Below are 17,576 nucleotides of genomic sequence, written 5' to 3' on the forward strand. Positions count from 1 at the left end.
TAGCTTGCTGGCCGATGTCCCTGTGAGCACGCGATCAAAATGAAAACGCCGATCAACCCCAAAGCTGTCCGTCGCCCCTTCGGCAACTATAATCACGGTCTTGTCATGCCGCGGGGCGGCCGGCTTCTCGTCACATCGGGTCAGCTCGGAATCGGTCTCGACGATGCCGTGCCGGAAACCATGGAGCAACAGGCGGTGCTCTGCTTCGAAGCGATCCGTGCAATCCTCGAAGAAGCGCAGATGGGCTTCGAAGACGTGATCCGCATTGCCGGGTTCGTTACGAAACGCGAGGATTTCCCGGCCTACATGGCCGTACGGGACCGCTACACGAAAGCGCCGCTGCCGGTATCGACGCTGATCATCGTCAGCGGCTTCACCCGCCCGGAATTTCTGGTCGAGGTCGAGGTTACGGCGGTGAAGGCCTAAGCAGGTTCCGGAAAAGTGTCCCGCGGTTTTCCGACAGGAACCTGCGACAAAACAATAGAACTAAGCGGATGAATCGTTGGCTTGCCAACGAAAGTCTGCTTAGTAGCGCTCAGAAACGCTCCATCGTTGTCTTCACCTTTTCCAGGAACTGCTCGCGCGTCTGCTGCGTCGCCTGGTTCATGTTGTAATGCGCAAGAAAGGTGACCGATGCGGTCAGGCTGAGCTGGGCACGGATCACCCGCTTGATGATCTTCTTGGGCGGATTGCCCGCCACCCAGGCGCGGAAGGGTGTCGCGCCATAGGTCAGCACTGCGCCCAGCTTGCGGATATGCCTCAGCCGCGATTGGACCTTGCCGTCGACCAGTTCGAAGGAAACGCCTGGCAGCCAGACCCGGTCGAAATAGCCCTTGAGCATGGCCGGGAAACCGAAATTCCACACCGGCGTGACGATCACCAACGCCTCGGCCGCGTTCAGCCGGTCGCAATAGCTGCCGACCAGCTTCGTGTTTTCCGGATAGTCGTGATAGACGATCCGGTCATGGCGCGACATGACCGGATCAAAACCTTCGGCATAGAGATTGCAGTCGTCGACATCATGGCCGGCCTTTGACAGGCTTTCGCGCGTGAGTTTGTGAAGAGCGGCGCCATAGCTCGATTCCACCGGATGGGAGTGCAGGAGAAGCACACGCATCAGGCCGCCCCCAGTTCTTCCAGTCCGGGGAAGAGATAGGTTTTGCCGGATTTGAAGTCGAAATTCGGATTTTCCCAGGCGATCATCTTGCCGGGATTGAGCAGGCCCTTGGGGTCGGTCTCATGCTTGAAGGCGAGTTGAACCGCGTCGGTGCGCTTCATGCCGCCTTCTTCCAGCGTATAGCGGTGCGGATTGAAGATCGGGCAGCCGTTCTCCTCATGGATGCGAATGATCTCTTCCAGCCGTACCTCCGTCGTATAGCGCACCAGGGGAAGTCCGGCGCACTGGATCGCGCCGTTGAACTTGATGAATTCGAGATGGCCGGGCACTTCGTCGCCGAAAATCTCTGTCATCCTGCGGACGCGCTCGACATGGTCGGGGCCGGGATATTGGACCTGGAGATAGGTGAAGCTCGGCTCGACCTTGATGGCGCGCAATGTCGTATGGTTCCAGGCGAGCTCATAGGCGTGCGGAATGCCCTTCATGCTCTCGACCTTGTCGGAGCGGAAGGTGATCTCCGCCTTGTGACTGCGGCAGAAGGCCTCGAACGGGTCCATGGCAAAGGGTGCGATCATCAGCGCCACGATGGACTGACCTTGCCTGATCCACGGTTTGTGGCGCGGGAAATAGAGGTGCGGAATGGGTGCCGCGATCGGCGCGATCTCCTTGGTGAGAATGCCGTTTTCATGCGCCAGCGCGTCGGAGAAGCGCACGGCGTCCATAAAGTCGTCGAAGCCGACGAGAACGTCGACCCAGTCATAGGCAGGCGCCAGGGGCATCTCGACTTCGGTGATGATGCCGTTCGTGCCATAGGCGTGGCTGACCTTCTGCAGGTCGCGGCCGGTGAGATCGAGCACGCGCGGCTCGGCCTCCATGGTGACGACGCGCAGCCGCAGGATATTGCCGAGGTCGCGCAGCCCGCCCCAGGTGATCGAACCGACGCCGCCGGAACCGCCGGCAATGAAACCGCCGATCGTCGCCGTCTGCGCGGTCGAGGGATGGAAGCGCAGCTCCTGGCCGGAATGTGCCGCAGTCTGGCGGTCGAGATCGGCGATGATCACTCCCGGCTCCGAGACCACGCGCCCCGGCGCGATCTCCTTCACCTTGTTCATATTGGCGAGGTTGAGCACGATGCCGCCCGAAAGCGGCATGGCTTGGCCGTAATTGCCGGTGCCGGCGCCGCGCGGCGTGACCGGCACGTCATGGGCGAAGGCGACCCGTAGCGTGCGGATCACCTCCTCTTCGCTTATGGGCGAAACGACGAGATCGGCGGTAACATTGTCGAGCTGCGCCTTGAGCACCGGCGAATACCAGTAGAAGTCACGGCTCTTCTGCTTGACCAGGCCCGGATGATCCTCGATCGCAATGCCTTCAAGTTCTCTTTTGATCTTCTGGTAGTCGGGCATTGTCAGCTTCCCATGATGTCGTCGAGTTCGCGATAGTCGGGCAGGGCGCGGTCGATCGCGGCCCCTCGGCGCAAGACAATCCTATCGGATTGTGGCCGCGACAGGAATTCGGTCCAGCGACGGGCGCTGAACAGAACGAGGTCGGCCGGCTGGCCGGCGGCGATGCGGCCGAGCTCCGGCCGGCCGAGGATCGATGCCGGCGTTGCGGTTACGACACGCGCGGCATCGTCCAGCGGGTGGTCGAGATGCAGGATGCGCACTGCCTCGCGAAAGACCTCCACCGCGTCGAGATCGCCATAGGCATAGAACGGATCGCGGGTATTGTCGGAGGATACGGCGGTCGCTACGCCGGCCGCGGCCAGCTCCTTGAACAGCGTCACGCCGCGCCAGCGTGGGGTACGGCCGGGATAGCGGTCCTGCAGATACATGTTGCACATCGGCAGCGACACGACGGAGAGGTTCGCCTCAGCCACCTTTCCGACGATTTCCCCGGCATCGGCTTCGTCCTGCCGCGCGAGCGAGCAGCAATGGCCGACGGTGACGGTGCCTTCGAAGCGGTTGCGCAACTTGGCCTCGGCGATTGCCTCCAGCGTGCGGGCCTGCTTGTCGTCGGTTTCGTCGACATGCAGATCGATGTTGAGGCCGTGGTCGGCGGCGGCGCGGAAGAGGCTGTCGAGCTGGCTGGCAACGTCGGGGTTCATTTTCGGTACGCCGCCCAGCAGCCCTGCATGCCGGGCCACGACCGAAACCAGGTCGTCGAAATAGGCCTGGTCAACCATCAGATCGAGCGGGAAGAGCGCCACTGCCTGCAGCGCGATCCTGTCTTTCCAGGTTTCGCGCAGGGAGTCGAAGACTTCGAAGGAGATGCGGTGCTGCGGCGCAATGCTGTCGAGATGGGTGCGGAGCAGATGCGTGCCGTGCGCATAGGCCGAACGGAGCGAGAAATCCATGCGTTTCGCCACGTCCTCGGCCGACCAGCGGGCCTCACGGTCGGTGCCGACGGCTTCGAGCGCACCTATGAACGTGCCGTCCGGATTGGCCTTGCGCGGCCAGATATGGCCCTTGTCGATATGCGTGTGCATATCGGTGAAGCAGGGCCAGACCATGCCGTTGCGCAGGTCGAAGATGGTAGCATCGGAAGGGCCTGCGCCGGCGGCGGTGATCGTTTCGATCTTGCCGTCGCTGACCAGGATATCGACGCTCACCAGGCCTTCAATGCCCGAGCCGACGGGATCGGCGAGCAGCACCGATGGGACGGTGGCATTGGTCAGGACATAACGGTCACCGGATGGCGTCGTGGATGCCGAAACCATCAGTTTTCCCTCTTGACGCTGCTCTCATGCCAGCGGTGCAGCACCAGCCAGGAAATGAAACTCGTTGCCGCAAAGATCAGCACGCCGAGCACCGAGAGCATCAGCAGCGCCGCAAACAGGCGCGGTATCTTCATGCGGAAATTGGCCTCGATCAGGCGGAAGGCCAGGCCCGAACCGGCGCCGGCAGAGCCTGCGGCGAATTCGGCGACCACGGCAGCAATCAGCGCTAGACCACCGCCGATCCTCAGCCCGGTCATGAAATAGGGCTGCGCGGCCGGGATCTTCAGATAGAGGAGCGTCTGCATCGGGCTTGCGCCATAAAGTTCGAAGAGATTGAGGAGGTTATGGTCGACGCTTTTCAATCCCGTCACCATATTCGACAGGATCGGAAAGAAGGCGACGAGGAAGGCACAGATCAGCAGGGCCACCTGTGTCGTCGGCGCATAGACGAGGATCAGCGGCGAAATCGCCACGATCGGCGTCACCTGCAAAATGACCGTGATGGGATAGAAGGCAAGCTCGATCCAGCGCGACTGAACCAGGAATATTGCCATGGCGACGCCGCCCAGCAGTGCCAGGAGGAGAGCGATGAAAGTGATCCGCGCGGTGACCAGGAATGCGGGGAAGAGGATGCCCCAATCGCTGACCAGCGCCTTGGCGACGGCCCAGGGGCTCGGCACGAAATAATCCGGAGTGTCGCTGAACCAGACCGCAAAGGCCCAGACGGCCACCAGTGCGACGACCACAAGGATCGGGATGACGATCCTGAGCATCAATTCATTGCGCCGCATATCCTCCAACGACGCTGTCTGCCGGCCAGCCATCAATGCTCCTCTCCGCCCATGGCGTCCATCAGCGAACGGGACACGCGCTCACAGGCAAGGCGATAGCTTTCGGATGTTCGATAGTGTGCGGTTTTTTCCTCGACCGGTTCGAGTTCGAAATCCGCGTGGACCCGGCCCGGCCTGGCCTTCATCACCACGACGCGCGTGGACAGATAGGCGGATTCGAATACCGAATGGGTGACGAAGATGACGCCTATCCCGGTCGTCCTCCAGAGTGCCAGCACATCGTCGTTGAGTTTTTGGCGCGTGATCTCATCGAGTGCCGCAAAGGGCTCGTCCATCAGCAGCAGTTTCGGCTTGGTGACCAGCGCGCGGGCGATGGAGACGCGCATCTTCATCCCGCCGGAGAGTTCGCGCGGATAGGCATTGGCAAAATCGAAGAGACCGACCGTCGCCAGCGCCTCGGCGATCATCGGTCGCGCCGCGGTCTTCGGCATGCCGCGCAGGCGGAGCGGCAGGTAAACATTGCCGAACACCGTCTGCCAGGGCAGCAGCGTCGGCTCCTGGAAGACGAAGCTGATATCGCCCTCAGGCAGGCCTTTGCTGGAAATGCGCGAGCTCGGCCAATCGATCTGGCCGGACGTGACTCCACCAAGGCCAGCAATGATCCTCAGCGCCGTCGACTTGCCACATCCCGACGGTCCGAGCAGGCTGACGAATTCGCCGGGGCGCACCACCAGCGACATGTCGCTCAACGCAATCGTGCCGCTGGAGAAGGTCTTGGAGACCGCTGCCATGGTCACCAGCGGTTTGCTGGTTCGCGCCTGGGGCTCGGCCTGTTGCGGTTCATCCATGCTATGCGAAGCCCTGAGCAAGGGGATATCCGTCCCGCCGGGGCGGGACGTCGTGTCGATCGTGATCGTCATTTCTTCAGCGACAGGCCGACGGCCTTACAGACGAACTTGGTGTCGAAGGCCTTCTTAAAGTCCGTGTCGGCCTTGAACACCTTGATCGCCACCATTTCGTCGAAGAACTTCTTGTAATGCGCCTCGGTCATGCAGCCGATGCCCTGCGTCAGCGTGTCGCCGGAGTCGACGATGCCATATTCCTTGATCTTGGCGATGGAATAGGCGATCTGGCCGTCGGTCATGTCCGGATTGTCCTTCTTGATCAGATCGTTGGCCGCCTTGTTGTCGCCGTAGAGGTAATTGTACCAGCCGATAAGCGAGGCATCGACAAAGCGCTGCACCAGGTCCGGGTTCTTGGCGACGGTCGAGGACTGGGTGGTGATCATCGTCGAATAGGGCGAGTAGCCGGCATCGGCGATCAGGAAGACTTTTGGCTTCCAGCCCGCCTGTTTCTCGATTTCATAGGGCTCCGAGGTCAGGTAGCCCTGCTGGCCCGATTTGGCATCGGCGAGGAAGGGAGCAGGACTGAAATTGTAGGGCTTGTACTGGTCGTCACGAAAACCTTTGAAATTGGCTTTCATCCATTCGAAATAGGTGATGTAGCCGTCCTTGGAGAGAAACAGCGTCGGCAGCTTGGCGAGATCCTCGAACTTTTCGATTCCCTGGTCGGGATGGGCGATCAGCACCTGCGGATCCTTCTGGAAGATCGCGGCGACGTCGACGATCGGAATGCCCCCCTCGACGGCAGAGATTTCTTCCATGGGACCGCCCATGTAGAAGTCGATCTTGCCGGCAATCAGCAATGCGCTGTTGGCCGCGTTCGGTCCGCCCTGGACGATCGTGACCTTCAGGCCATATTTCTCGTAAGTGCCGTCGGCGACGGCCTGGTAGAAGCCGCCATGCTCGGCCTCGGCCAGCCAGTTGGTGCCGAATTTGACCTCGTCGGCAGCCATGGCATGCGAGCCGAATGCCAGCCCCAGGCCGAAGAGTGCCAGCATCGCGTTGCATTTCAACAGGTTGCGCATTTTGCGTCGTTCCCCTCTATAGCGCCGGAACACCGCTATCGACGTCCCGCTGGAGCAATTGAGCGCTTGTATTGCGCCTTGAAAAGCATCAAATTTCGTGCGCAATGATGCCTTTTTGGCAATGGTCGGCGAAAAAGCCGCCAAACGGGCATGACGCCTAATGATTTGGCAGAGGATAGTCGGATGCTGCACTCACGCAAGCTCCTCTACATCAACGAAATTGCCCGCTGCGGCTCTATCCGCAAGGCGTCGGCACGGCTCAACGTCGCCTCATCCGCCGTCAACCGGCAAATTCTCGCGCTGGAGGAGGAGCTTGGCACACCGATCTTCGAGCGCCTGCCAAGAGGGTTGCGGCTCACCGCCGCCGGTGAACTCTGCATCGAGCATATCCGTGACGTGCTGAAGAACTATGAGCGGCTGGAAGGCCGCATCCGCGGACTGAAAATGCCGCAGGCCGGCAAGGTGTCGATGGTGGCGACGGTGGGTCTCGCGGCCGGGCCGCTGCCGGAAATCTTCGCCCGTTTCATTGAAGCGCATCCGCGCGTCCGCATTGCGCTCAGAAACGACGGTGGCTCGACGACGATCCAGCCGGTGGTTTCAGGCGAGGTGGATATTGGGCTGGGCTTCAACATACCGGCGACGCCGGGCATCCGCACGCTTGCCAATTTCGACGTGCCGCTTGGCGCCGTGCTGCCACCGGGACATCGGCTGGTGGCGCAGGACCGCATCAGTTTGACCGAAATAATCGAGGAGCCTTTGGTACTCGCGCAGCCGGGCACTAGTCTGCGCGAGGTGATCAACCTGGCGCTGGCGCCGTTGCCGGTTCCGATCGAGCCGATCCTGGAGACCAATTCGTCGGAAATGCTCAAGCAACTGGTCAAGCTGGGGACGGGACTGTCGCTGCTCAATCCGCTGGATGTGCTGAGTGAATGCCGGCGCGGGGAACTCGTCTACCGGCCGCTCGCCGACCCCTATGTCCGGCACCAGCCGATGAAACTTTTCACCCGCGCCCGCGCGCCGCTTGACGCCGCAACCAGTGTGTTCGTCGAATTCCTGCTCGGGGAGCTGGTGGAGATTGTTCGCGAAGTGGAGGGGCGGCCGGCGGTCCCGGCAGATCAGCGCGAATAGAGGTTGGAGAGGGGATAGTTGCTGATATCCTCGATCAGGCCGATAAAGCCCCTGGCCTGATGGGCCGCAATCAGTTCGCCCTTTTCCACCGTGGCGCTTGCCGCATCGCCGACCACGCCGTCCGGATTGAGGTCATGGGCGATCCATGCCAGCGAGTGCGGCGGCAGCGGCTGGAGAAACGTCGTGTTCTCCTTCATCCACTCGGCCTTCGAGCGGAAATTCCTGGCGCGGTCCATATGGACCAGGTCGGGCCGGAAATACAGCATCATCGAGGTTTCCACCTCGCCGCCATGGATGCCGTAAGCCGATTCGTGGGCGCTGATCATGCCCTCGGGATGGCCGAAACGAGCCCATTGCGTCGACACGACCGCCATGTTGAAGCGCACGCGCAGTTCGCGGGCGACAATGCTCATGATGTCGAGATTGCCGCCATGCGAATTGACGATCACCATCTTGCGGATGCCGGCTTCCGACACTTTCTGGCCGATCGCAGTCCAGGCCGGTATCAGGATGTCGGCGCCGAGCGATAGCGTGCCCGGCCCATAAATGTGCTCGTTGGCCTTGCCGATCTCCTGTGTCGGCAGGACCAGGATGTCGAGATGGTCGGGGAGATGCTTGCGGACCTCGGCAAGCATGCCATTGGCGATGCTGACATCCGTCGAGATCGGCAGATGCGGGCCATGCTGCTCCGTCGAGGCGATCGGCAGCACGGCGATGGTCTTGTCGGCATCGAGCAAGGCAAATTCGGGGCTGGTCAATTCGTTCCAGAAGAAAGGTTTGCCCATTGCCGATGCTCCACTTGCGATGCTCCTTGCTTCGGATAGGCAAAAAGCATGCGCTCGAAAAGCATCAATTTCCGCCCGCATCGATGCCTTTTTGCGTGCGGGGTATAGCCCCCGGCATTTAGCTCCTGCTGAGACATGATCGCCTGGACAGCTGCGGATTGAACTGGTCTCAGATGTTGGGCTTTTGCGGACTCTCGACGTGGACTGTCCGCTGATCAGTGATGCCCGTGGAATTCATCCGGGACCGGAACCTGGCGCTTGCCCGCTTCCTTGATGAGGCGGTCGACAGTGCCCGGCGCGATTGGTATCCCTCTCGCGAGCCGTCCCAAGGACTCCTTATATCCGCGTTCCCCCGGCAGCCAAATCTGCTCTGCATCGTCTGCTGGCGGCAGCGACCGGATCGCGTGGGCGAGCTGCTCGACTTCGTCGCCAAACGCCTTTTCCAGGCCAAAGGCCATCGGATCAATCGCCACGACGAGTCCGTTGAAGCCGGCATCCTGCTTTTCCAACAGCGCCCTGGAAATCAGCGGATTGCCGCCCAACACGCTCACCAGAATCTCGATCATCAATGACAGGCCCGATCCCTTAGGCCCGGCCATCGGCAGTACGGCCTTGACCTTGGCCGGGTCCGTCGTGGCCACGCCGTTGGCGTCCACGGCCCAGTCTTGGGGTATAGGCTTGCCGGCATCCTTGGCAGCCAAGATCTTGCCGAGCGCCACCGCGGCCGTTGACATGTCGAGAAGGATGGGGCGGTCCGGATCATCTGCCGGTACGCCGATTGCAAGCGGATTGGTGGAGACGCCCTCCGTGCGCGATCCGTGATAGACCATCAGCGGCTTGGACGCCGACATGACCAGGCCGATCTTGCCGCTTCTGGTCACGCGTTCGGCGAAATAGCCCACCGCTCCGGCATGGCTCGTATGCATGATCGAGCAAAGACCGATGCCGAATTGCCCGGCCAGCGCCACGGCATGGTCGCTGGTCATGATCATGCCGGAGGCGCCAGGCACCCGATCGCCCTCGATCACGGCGATCGCGCCGAATTGCCGGGCGAATTTCGGCTCCGCGCGACCGTTGACGATCCCCTGTTCGACCATTTCGACATAACGGGGAATACGCAGGACGCCATGGGACTCGGCACCGCGCAGATTGGCCCAGACCAGGAGTTCGGCGGTCTGTCGGGCGTAGTCCGGCCGAAAACCGCCGGCTTCGAGGAGCGCTGCCGCAAAGGTTTCCAGCGCGTCCTTGGCAATCATCGTCTTTCCGCTGCCATCACTCATGACGCAGCGCCGAGCGGAGAGGGGAAGAACTTATCGAGCCAGCCCTTGAGCATGGCCTTGGTGCGCGGCGCGTCACCCGGCGCCAGCGGAAAATGCGCGGTCGTGTCGATCAGCATCAGTTCGGTCGGCTGTCCGGCCTTTTCGAACATGCGGATCGATTCCACGGTGGGGGTGATGATGTCATTGGCCGTGTGGAACAGGAGCAGGGGGCGTGGCGCGATATTGGCGACGACATCGTCGGCACGGAAATTATACATCGACCAGGCAGTTTCGACCGGGATCTCCATGATAGCCTTGGGCGAGAGATTCTTACGCAGATGTTCGGGGATAGGCACTGCGTCGAAGCGTGACATCCACAGGCTTTCGCCGGTTTCCTGCTTGTGCTTGCGGCCATTTTCCAGAATGCCGGTGAATTTTCCCCAGGCATCCGGTGTGGGGTGCTGGCCGCGGAATTTGCGCTCGCCATTGCCCCAACCGCAAGAGGAGAGGCAGCAGGCGAAGCGCTCGTCGACACCGGCCGCATAGACCGAAACCGCAGCGCCAAAACTGTGACCGGTAATGCCGATCCGCCTGGGATCGACTTCCTCGCGTCCGGCAAGAAAGGTCAGCGCATTCTTGGCATCCGCCACCTGGTCGAAGCAGCGCACCTGGGCACGCTCGCCCTCGCTTTCGCCGCAGGAGCGGAAATCGAAGCGCAAGGCAATATAGCCGAAGGCTTCCATCATCTCGGCCTGGATCTGGGCGTGGCTTTCATCCTTTGAGCCAACGAAGCCGTGGCAGACGATGAAGGCCGGCAGTTTCTGGCCCGGCTTGCGCCCATCCGGAACGTGCAGGACGGCGGAGAGTTTCAATCCATCGGAAAGGAATGTCAGTTTCTGCTGCATGTCGTTCGCCTGTCGCTGTCAGTCGATCTTGGTGAAGGGGTGGAAATATTCGCGCCACTCGACGGGCGCCGGCGTGCCCCAGACATTCATGTCGCGGACATTGCCGGGGCGTTCCAGATTGGTGATGACGCGGGGCGTGAAATCGGCATCGTCGGCGATGTGGGCCATGACACCGGAGCATTCGATCATCATGCCGCTGGCATCGGTATAGTAAGCATAGGTATTGTCGCCGGGACGATGGCGGCCGGGTCCCCACATCAGCTGCTTGTCGAACGTGTCGAGAATGTCGCCCAGACGCAGATACTGATTGAATTCCAGGAATTCGAACGACACATGGTGCAGGCCCGGAGCCGTGCCGAGGACCAGTCCGAGAACATGGTGCTGGCGATTGCCGCCATACATCCAGCTCAAACCGTCATTGATCATCCGCTCCGACAGCTTCATGCCGCCGATCGCTTCCATCTGGCTGCGCGTGGCGGCAGGATCGGGCGTGATCAGGTTGATGTGGTCGATGCGGTTGGGGCCGACGCCCTTGGTCGGATAGCGGCGGCCATAGGTGACGTTGCGGATCGGCGAATGAATTTCGAAGCGCAGGCCTTCCGGCGTCGCAAAGGTGACGCCGGCGGCAATGCAGTCCATGCTCGGCGCGCGTGACAGGATTTTGCAGCCGGCTGCCTCGATGCGCGAGGCGGCTTCCGCCACCAGATCCGGCGTCAGTGCTTCCAGCCCGATCGTATGGGCAGAATTTTCCTCGGAATGGACGAGGACAAGCTCGGCAGCGCGCCCATTGGAGCTCAGCCAGGTCTGCCCGTCGCCGCGGTGGGTGACTTGCAGACCGAGGATCTCGGTCGCGTCGCGAATAACCGCGTCCGGATCGACAACATTGACCTTCATATGGCCGACGGCATGCACGATGTGCGTCATCAGTTCCTCCCATAAATTGAGTGCCGCTTGGGCAATTCGGTGAGCTTAGATACGACAGATCGCGGACGGTGGCAATATATTTCGAAAATTTTGTTTTTATCGAAATTATCTCAGGTGGCCGCACCGACGCTATTGCGCAGCAATCCGACCCCTTCGATCTCCACTTCGACCACATCGCCGACCGTGAGGAATCGCGGCGGCTGCAGGCTCGATCCAAAACCCTTGGGCGTGCCTGTGACGATGACATCTCCCGGCTCCAGCGCGGTGAACTGGCTGAGATAGGAAATGAGCCAGGGGATGGAAAATATCATGCGTCTGGTATTGGTGCTTTGCCGTACTTCGCCGTTCACCCTCGTTAACAGATCGATGGCGAGGGGGAGGGGGAGGGTGTCGGCGGAAACCATCCAGGGGCCAAATCCGGCTGTGCGGATGAAATTCTTGCCGGGTGTGAACTGTGAGGAATGTTTCTGCCAGTCGCGCACGCTGCCGTCGTTGAAGCAGCTGTAGCCGGCGACGTGGCACAAGGCATCCGCTTCGGCAATCCTGTGTCCCGGCCTGCCGATGATCACCGCGAGTTCGCCCTCGTAGTCGAATCGGTCGGAGAGGCCTGGCTTCAGAAGCGGTTCGCCATGTCCGGTCTGCGATATGCCGAATCGGGTGAACACCATTGGATATTCTGCTGCGTCAGAGATCACTTCGTCGGTTTCGCGGTAATTGGTGGCGACGCAGAGAACCTTGTCCGGATTGGGAATCACCGGCAGATAGCGGATATCGGAAAGCGGGTAGTCGGGCGCGGCGTCTCTCTCTGCGCCAGGAGTCTCGAAATGGTGGGCGATATAGGTTTTCAGATCCGGCAGTCCGCTCCGCTTACCGAGATCGCATATTCCATCGCCGACAAGGCAGCCGTAACCGGCTATGCCCTGGCGGATATAGCTCAAATAGCGCATGTCATCTCCTATAATTTCGAAATTTATGATATTATCGTAAACAGTGAGACGTTTGAGTGGCAAGCGCATAGCGGGAAAAATTTGTAGAGAAGATCAGAAAGTTGATTTTTTTCGAAATTTTCTATAGTCACCTGAAAGCCGGTGGGTTCCGGCTCATTTGCACGCTTACTCCGGGAGGCAGGTTTGGAACAGAAGCTTGGCAGCGAAACGAGAGCTGGCGATGTCCTCCAGCGGATGCGGCTGGATATCATCAACTGCGATCTCAGGCCGGGCGAAAAGCTTCGCTTCGAGAGCCTCAAAACCAAGTATGCGGTCAGCTTCTCGACACTCCGCGAGGCGTTATCGCGCCTGGCGGCCGAGAACTTGGTCATTTCCGAAGGCCAGCGCGGCTTCATCGTGGCGCCGGTCTCGATCGCCGACCTCAACGACCTGACCGATGTGCGGGTCCTGATTGAGCGCGAGGCCCTGTCGAAGTCCATCCGCAAGGGTGACGACCGATGGGAGGCCAACATCCTCTCGACATTCCACCGGATGGACAAGTTGCAGCAGCGGCTTGGCCGGGAATATTACCTGTCTGAGGAATGGACCGGCGTGCACGGTGAATTCCATTATTCGCTCGTCTCGGCCTGCGGCTCCCCGGTGCTGCTGGAAATCCGATCTAAGCTTTTCGAGCGGGCGCATCGCTATCGCCGTATGTCGTCGCAGTTCCGGACGAAATGGCGTGAAAAGGACGTCGAGCACAAGCAGATCGCCGATGCGGCACTGGCACGCGATGAAGAAAAGGCGTTGCGCCTGATCGACAGGCACATTCGCGAAACCAGCGAAAATGTCATTGAGCATGCCGGCCATCTTTTCGAGGATGCCAAGGCAGCGATTAAGCCCCGGAAGCGCGCGGTCGCTGACGCGGCCGAATAAAGCCTGCTGCTCGCCGCTGTCGCGGACCCTGCCGTACAGTCAAATCAATATCGGTCCTCGGCTTCGCTTATGCCGATTTTTCGGCGTGCGGTTTGCTGCGCCCAACGCGTCAAATATCAGACGAAATCCATTTTTTACGAAATCACTTGAATTTTCGAAATTCTGGGAGTAGGTAGTCTTCACGATGGAGGATCGGCCCGGTCGAAGAGGGCCGGAAAATTCGTAGTGGAGGAAGAATTCATGACTATCCCGGAGACAATGACGGCTGCGCGCATGCACAGGGTCGGCGGTGAGCTGAAGATCGAAACGCTGCCCACGCCCAAGCCGGGCGATATGGATGTGCTGGTTCGCGTCAAGGCCTGCGGCATCGTTCCCAATCTCGGCAATATTCTCGCCAACTGGACCACATGGTTCCCGCATATGCCTTTGCCGCCACTGCCCGCCGTTTTCGGCCTCGATCCCGCCGGCGAAATCGCGGCGGTCGGCCGCCAGGTGCATGGCCTGAAAGCCGGCGATCGGGTCTATGTCAATCCGGGCCGCAGCTGCGGCACCTGCCGCCATTGCCGCCGTGGCGATAGCATTTCCTGCAAGCACTATGCCTTTCAGGGCTATTTCGGCTTCAGCGCCGATGCGATGCAGACCTTTGCCGATTATCCGATCGGCGGCCTGAGCGAATATATGGTGGCTCCGGCCTCGGCGATCGTAAAAGTTCCTGACAATATGAGCTTTGATCAGGCTGCCCGCCTCGGCTATCTCGGTACGGCCTATTCGGCGCTGAAGAAAGTCAATGCCGGTCCGGGAGACACGATCCTCGTCAACGGCATCAGCGGCACGCTCGGGATCGGCGCTGCGATCTTCGGCCTGGCCATGGGCGTCAACAAAATCCTCGGCACGGGCCGCGACAAGAACCTTCTAGAAGAAATCAAGGCGCTGGCGCCGAACCGTTTCGAGGTTTTCTCGATCGATGACGGCTCCGTCACCGATTTCGCTCTGGCGCATACCGACGGCGAAGGCGCGGATGCCTTCATCGATTGCCTGGGTCCGGGTGCCAAGCACGAAACCTTCCTGCAAGGACTGCGGGGCATGCGCCGCGGCGGTATCGGCGTCGATGTCGGCGCCGTTGCCGGCCCGGTGGCGCTCGATGTGCACTGGCTGATGGACCACAATCAGCGGCTCTACGGTTCGGCATGGTTCACCACGCTCGAAGGCCAGGAAATGGCCGATATGGTCGCATCCGGCGTCGCCGACCTCTCGATATTGGAAACCCATGGCTACCCGCTTGCGGAGGTCAACACGGCGATATCAGGCATTGCCCAGCGGCATGGTGGTTTCTCGAATTACGTGATCTATCCTTGATCTGCTTGCCCCCGCGTGACCAGCGCGGGCTGCCCGAACATTCTGTCATGTGGGAGGACATCATGACTTTCAGACGTGTTGTGACTGCTAAGAATGCCGCCGGCAAATCGGTGGTCGTCAGCGACGGGGTTTCGCCCCGGGAGATGGCGCTAAAGCATACGCCGGGCTTCGTCGCGGCTCCGATCTGGACCGTTGCAAACGTGCCGTCGCTGCCGCATGACGGCAACGATCCGATGGCCGTCAATGGAACGCTGCTGCATCCGGCCGGCGGCTCTACGTTCCTGGTTGTGACGTTTCCGCCCGATGCCGTAATGATGTCGCCGGATTTTCGCCCCGATCTCGCCGGCCCGGAACATGCGGCAGCAGCACCCGGCATTGCCGAGACCTTCGAAATGGAAAGTCCCGGCATGCACACCACGCCTACGCTGGATTACGGCGTGGTGCTAAACGGACAGATCGTGCTGGAACTGGATGATGGCGCCACCGTCACCCTCAATGCCGGCGATACCTTCGTTCAGCACGGACCACGCCACGCTTGGCGCAATCCCGGCAATGCGTCGGCGACGGTCGCCTTCGTCATGATCGGCGCGCAGGCGAAGTAAACCCCATTCGCCGGCAATGCATTTCGACTGGCCCTGCAGCAGGCAGGGCCGGCGTGAGGAGAATTTTGCCTATCAATCCACGGATGGTCATGGCGATCGAGGGAGGAAGATCATGGTTGAACTGACAAGACGAAATGTGCTGGCGGCGGCTGGTTCCGCTGCCGTTGCACTGGCGGCGGGTTTTCCGGCGCGCGCCGAGAGCCGGACATCCGTCCGGATTGGCTACATCGTCTCCAAGACCGGCGTCAACGCGCCGGGTGCGGGCACAACGACGATTCCGAATTACGAGTTGTGGGCGGCGGACGTCAAAGCGGCAGGTGGCCTGGCGATGCCGGATGGAAGCCGCCTGCCGCTGGAGATCGTCGCCTACGACGACCGGTCGCAGACCGAAGAAGTCGTGCGCGGCATCGAGCGGCTGGCGCGGCAGGACAAGGTCGATTTCATCCTGTCGCCATGGGGGACGGCGTTCAATCTGGCGGTCGCGCCGCTGATGGATCGGTTCGGCTATCCCCAGCTTATCGGGACGTCGCTCATTCCCGACGAGATCGATGTCCACGCCAAGTGGAAGCGCAGCTTCTGGTTCCTGGGATCTGCCGGGGATTATGCCTCGGCGCTTGCGGCGGTGACCTTATCGGCCGGTGATGCGACCAATAAAAAGGTCGCCATCATCTCCGTTGCCGACGGTTTCGGCATCGAGCTCGTCAAGCAGGCGCGCGCCAAGCTGCCGGAGGCCGGCATGCAAATCGTGATGGACAAGTCCTATCCGATCGGCACGCAGGATTTTGCCTCGCTGCTGAATGAAGCCGCCGGTTCCGGTGCCGATATCTTCATGGCGCTTTCCTATCCGCCGGATACATTCGCGATCACCAAACAGGCGCGGCTCAATTCCTACAATCCGAAGATTTTTTATACCGGCGTCGGCACGAGTTTTCCAGTTTTCTCCGACATCAACGAGGGCAAGGTCGAAGGCGTCATGAGCCTCGGCGGCATCGACGTTTCACGACAGGAAATGCAGGGCTATGTCGAGCGGCACAAGAAGCTCATCGGCGCGCCGCCCGACTATTGGGCGAGTTCGGTCATCTATTCCAGCCTGCAGATCTTGCAGCAGGCGATCGCGCGCCGCGGCGTCGACCGCGATGCGGTGACGCAGGAAATCGCCACCGGCAGCTTCGACACGATCATCGGCACGATCAAGCTGTCCGAGAATCGGATGACGGATCTCTGGCTGCTCGGACAATGGCAGGGCGGCGTGTTTGTCGGCGTAGCGCCGGCCGACCGGCCGGGCGCGCTGCCGGCCGTCGTGCCGAAGCCCGCCTGGGCATAGGCGAGGGCACTTTCGATGCTGATCACCACACTCGTCGTCGGTCTTGTTCTCGGCGGAACCTTCGCGCTCATGGCGCTTGGCTTGACCATTCAATATGGCGTCGCCCGCATCATGAACCTGGCCTATGGCGAGCTGGTGATCGGCGGCGCGTTCCTGACCTATCTTGCGGTGTCGTCCGCCGGCTTGAACCCGTTCCTTGCCTTTCTGATCGTCGTGCCGCTGGGTTATCTGGCATCCTACCTCATCTACACTGTTATCATGCGGCCGCTGGAAAAGCGGTCGCGCGGCTCCGGGCGGCTGGAAGTCGACTCCATCCTGGTGAGCTTCGGGCTGATGTTCCTGTTGCAGGGCGTCTACGTATCGTCCTTCGGCAGCGGCTTCACGGGTTACAACTGGCTCGAAATCCCCATCGACATTCTCGGAACCAAGATCTCGGCGGGCCGTCTGGTCGGCGCGCTGCTCGCGGTGGCGATCGGCGGTGCACTCTATCTGGCGATGCGGAAAACCCGCTGGGGCATGGCGATGCGCGCTGTGGCTTCCCGGCCTGGCTTTGCGCCGCTCGTGGGTATCGACAACCAGCGGCAGGCACGCGCCGCTTTCGCGTTGGGCGGCGCGCTAGCCGCGGCCGGCGGCGTGGTCCTGTCGATGTATCAGCCGTTCACGCCCACTGATGGCGTCTTCCTGACGATGAAGGCGCTGGTCGTGGTGATCATGGGCGGCGTCGGCAATCTCGCCGGCGCCATCGCCGCCGGCCTGATCCTGGGCCTGGTCGAAGCCGGTGTCTCGGCGGCGGTCGATCCCGGCCTGACGCTCGCTGCAACCTATGCCATTTTCCTCGCGGTGCTGCTCTGGCGGCCGAACGGGCTTTTCAGTTGAG

18 protein-coding genes are annotated in these 17,576 nt (G+C 61.0%); 7 read left to right on the plus strand and 11 right to left on the minus strand.

Annotated elements, in window-relative coordinates:
* Positions 1-39 precede the first annotated feature (39 nt).
* Positions 40-426 (plus strand): RidA family protein, encoded by a 387-nt coding sequence (locus AC1D06_RS00630; RefSeq protein ID WP_477984214.1) that lies wholly within the window; start codon positions 40-42, stop codon positions 424-426.
* Between the two features lie 109 nt (positions 427-535).
* Here AC1D06_RS00630 and AC1D06_RS00635 read toward each other — a convergent pair whose 3' ends face one another.
* The 6 genes from AC1D06_RS00635 to AC1D06_RS00660 form a co-directional block, all read right to left on the minus strand.
* Positions 536-1,117 (minus strand): NAD(P)H-dependent oxidoreductase, encoded by a 582-nt coding sequence (locus AC1D06_RS00635; RefSeq protein ID WP_477984216.1) that lies wholly within the window; start codon positions 1,115-1,117, stop codon positions 536-538.
* Entirely contained in the window at positions 1,117-2,523 is a 1,407-nt protein-coding gene (locus AC1D06_RS00640; RefSeq protein WP_477984218.1) for an FAD-binding oxidoreductase, read from the minus strand. The genes AC1D06_RS00635 and AC1D06_RS00640 overlap by 1 nt, the downstream gene beginning before the upstream one ends.
* A 2-nt stretch (positions 2,524-2,525) precedes the next feature.
* Positions 2,526-3,839 carry a cytosine deaminase gene (locus AC1D06_RS00645; protein WP_477984680.1) on the minus strand — a complete coding sequence of 438 codons (1,314 nt, stop codon included), beginning with the start codon at positions 3,837-3,839 and terminating at the stop codon, positions 2,526-2,528.
* Positions 3,836-4,660: an ABC transporter permease gene (locus AC1D06_RS00650; RefSeq protein WP_477875333.1), complete on the minus strand. Its 825-nt coding sequence runs from the start codon at positions 4,658-4,660 to the stop codon at positions 3,836-3,838. The genes AC1D06_RS00645 and AC1D06_RS00650 overlap by 4 nt, the downstream gene beginning before the upstream one ends.
* Positions 4,660-5,475 carry an ABC transporter ATP-binding protein gene (locus AC1D06_RS00655; protein WP_477984682.1) on the minus strand — a complete coding sequence of 272 codons (816 nt, stop codon included), beginning with the start codon at positions 5,473-5,475 and terminating at the stop codon, positions 4,660-4,662. The genes AC1D06_RS00650 and AC1D06_RS00655 overlap by 1 nt, the downstream gene beginning before the upstream one ends.
* 68 nt (positions 5,476-5,543) lie before the next feature.
* Positions 5,544-6,554, minus strand: coding sequence for an ABC transporter substrate-binding protein (locus AC1D06_RS00660; RefSeq protein ID WP_477984220.1), 1,011 nt, complete (start codon positions 6,552-6,554; stop codon positions 5,544-5,546).
* 183 nt (positions 6,555-6,737) lie between these two features.
* Between AC1D06_RS00660 and AC1D06_RS00665 the strand changes: the two genes are divergently transcribed.
* Positions 6,738-7,682 (plus strand): LysR family transcriptional regulator, encoded by a 945-nt coding sequence (locus AC1D06_RS00665; RefSeq protein WP_477875336.1) that lies wholly within the window; start codon positions 6,738-6,740, stop codon positions 7,680-7,682.
* Here the strand turns inward: AC1D06_RS00665 and AC1D06_RS00670 are convergent.
* From AC1D06_RS00670 to AC1D06_RS00690, 5 genes are all read right to left on the minus strand, one after another.
* Positions 7,670-8,467 (minus strand): creatininase family protein, encoded by a 798-nt coding sequence (locus AC1D06_RS00670; protein WP_477984222.1) that lies wholly within the window; start codon positions 8,465-8,467, stop codon positions 7,670-7,672. The genes AC1D06_RS00665 and AC1D06_RS00670 overlap by 13 nt on opposite strands.
* Before the next feature lie 215 nt (positions 8,468-8,682).
* The gene (locus AC1D06_RS00675; protein ID WP_477875338.1) at positions 8,683-9,747 is read right to left on the minus strand and encodes an Ldh family oxidoreductase; all 1,065 of its coding nucleotides are present in this window, start codon (positions 9,745-9,747) and stop codon (positions 8,683-8,685) included.
* The gene (locus tag AC1D06_RS00680) at positions 9,744-10,631 is read right to left on the minus strand and encodes an alpha/beta hydrolase (RefSeq protein WP_477875339.1); all 888 of its coding nucleotides are present in this window, start codon (positions 10,629-10,631) and stop codon (positions 9,744-9,746) included. The genes AC1D06_RS00675 and AC1D06_RS00680 overlap by 4 nt, the downstream gene beginning before the upstream one ends.
* 18 nt (positions 10,632-10,649) lie before the next feature.
* A complete protein-coding gene (locus AC1D06_RS00685; RefSeq protein ID WP_477875340.1) occupies positions 10,650-11,555 on the minus strand; it encodes a VOC family protein in 906 nt (301 codons plus the stop codon).
* 110 nt (positions 11,556-11,665) lie between these two features.
* The gene (locus AC1D06_RS00690; RefSeq protein ID WP_477984224.1) at positions 11,666-12,502 is read right to left on the minus strand and encodes a fumarylacetoacetate hydrolase family protein; all 837 of its coding nucleotides are present in this window, start codon (positions 12,500-12,502) and stop codon (positions 11,666-11,668) included.
* 183 nt (positions 12,503-12,685) lie between these two features.
* Here AC1D06_RS00690 and AC1D06_RS00695 point away from each other — a divergent pair, with 183 nt between their 5' ends.
* From AC1D06_RS00695 to AC1D06_RS00715, 5 genes are all read left to right on the plus strand, one after another.
* A complete protein-coding gene (locus AC1D06_RS00695) occupies positions 12,686-13,417 on the plus strand; it encodes a GntR family transcriptional regulator (protein WP_477984226.1) in 732 nt (243 codons plus the stop codon).
* 240 nt (positions 13,418-13,657) lie between these two features.
* The gene (locus AC1D06_RS00700) at positions 13,658-14,773 is read left to right on the plus strand and encodes an alcohol dehydrogenase catalytic domain-containing protein (protein WP_477984228.1); all 1,116 of its coding nucleotides are present in this window, start codon (positions 13,658-13,660) and stop codon (positions 14,771-14,773) included.
* A 62-nt stretch (positions 14,774-14,835) separates the two neighbouring features.
* Positions 14,836-15,375 carry a cupin domain-containing protein gene (locus tag AC1D06_RS00705; protein ID WP_477875344.1) on the plus strand — a complete coding sequence of 180 codons (540 nt, stop codon included), beginning with the start codon at positions 14,836-14,838 and terminating at the stop codon, positions 15,373-15,375.
* Between the two features lie 112 nt (positions 15,376-15,487).
* Positions 15,488-16,699, plus strand: a complete 1,212-nt coding sequence (locus AC1D06_RS00710) for an amino acid ABC transporter substrate-binding protein (protein WP_477984230.1) — start codon at positions 15,488-15,490, stop codon at positions 16,697-16,699.
* Positions 16,700-16,714: 15 nt separating this feature from the next.
* On the plus strand, positions 16,715-17,575 hold the full coding sequence (locus AC1D06_RS00715; RefSeq protein WP_477984232.1) for a branched-chain amino acid ABC transporter permease: 861 nt from the start codon (positions 16,715-16,717) through the stop codon (positions 17,573-17,575).
* Position 17,576 lies beyond the last annotated feature (1 nt).

The organism is Rhizobium sp. P2_G2 (assembly GCF_056403555.1).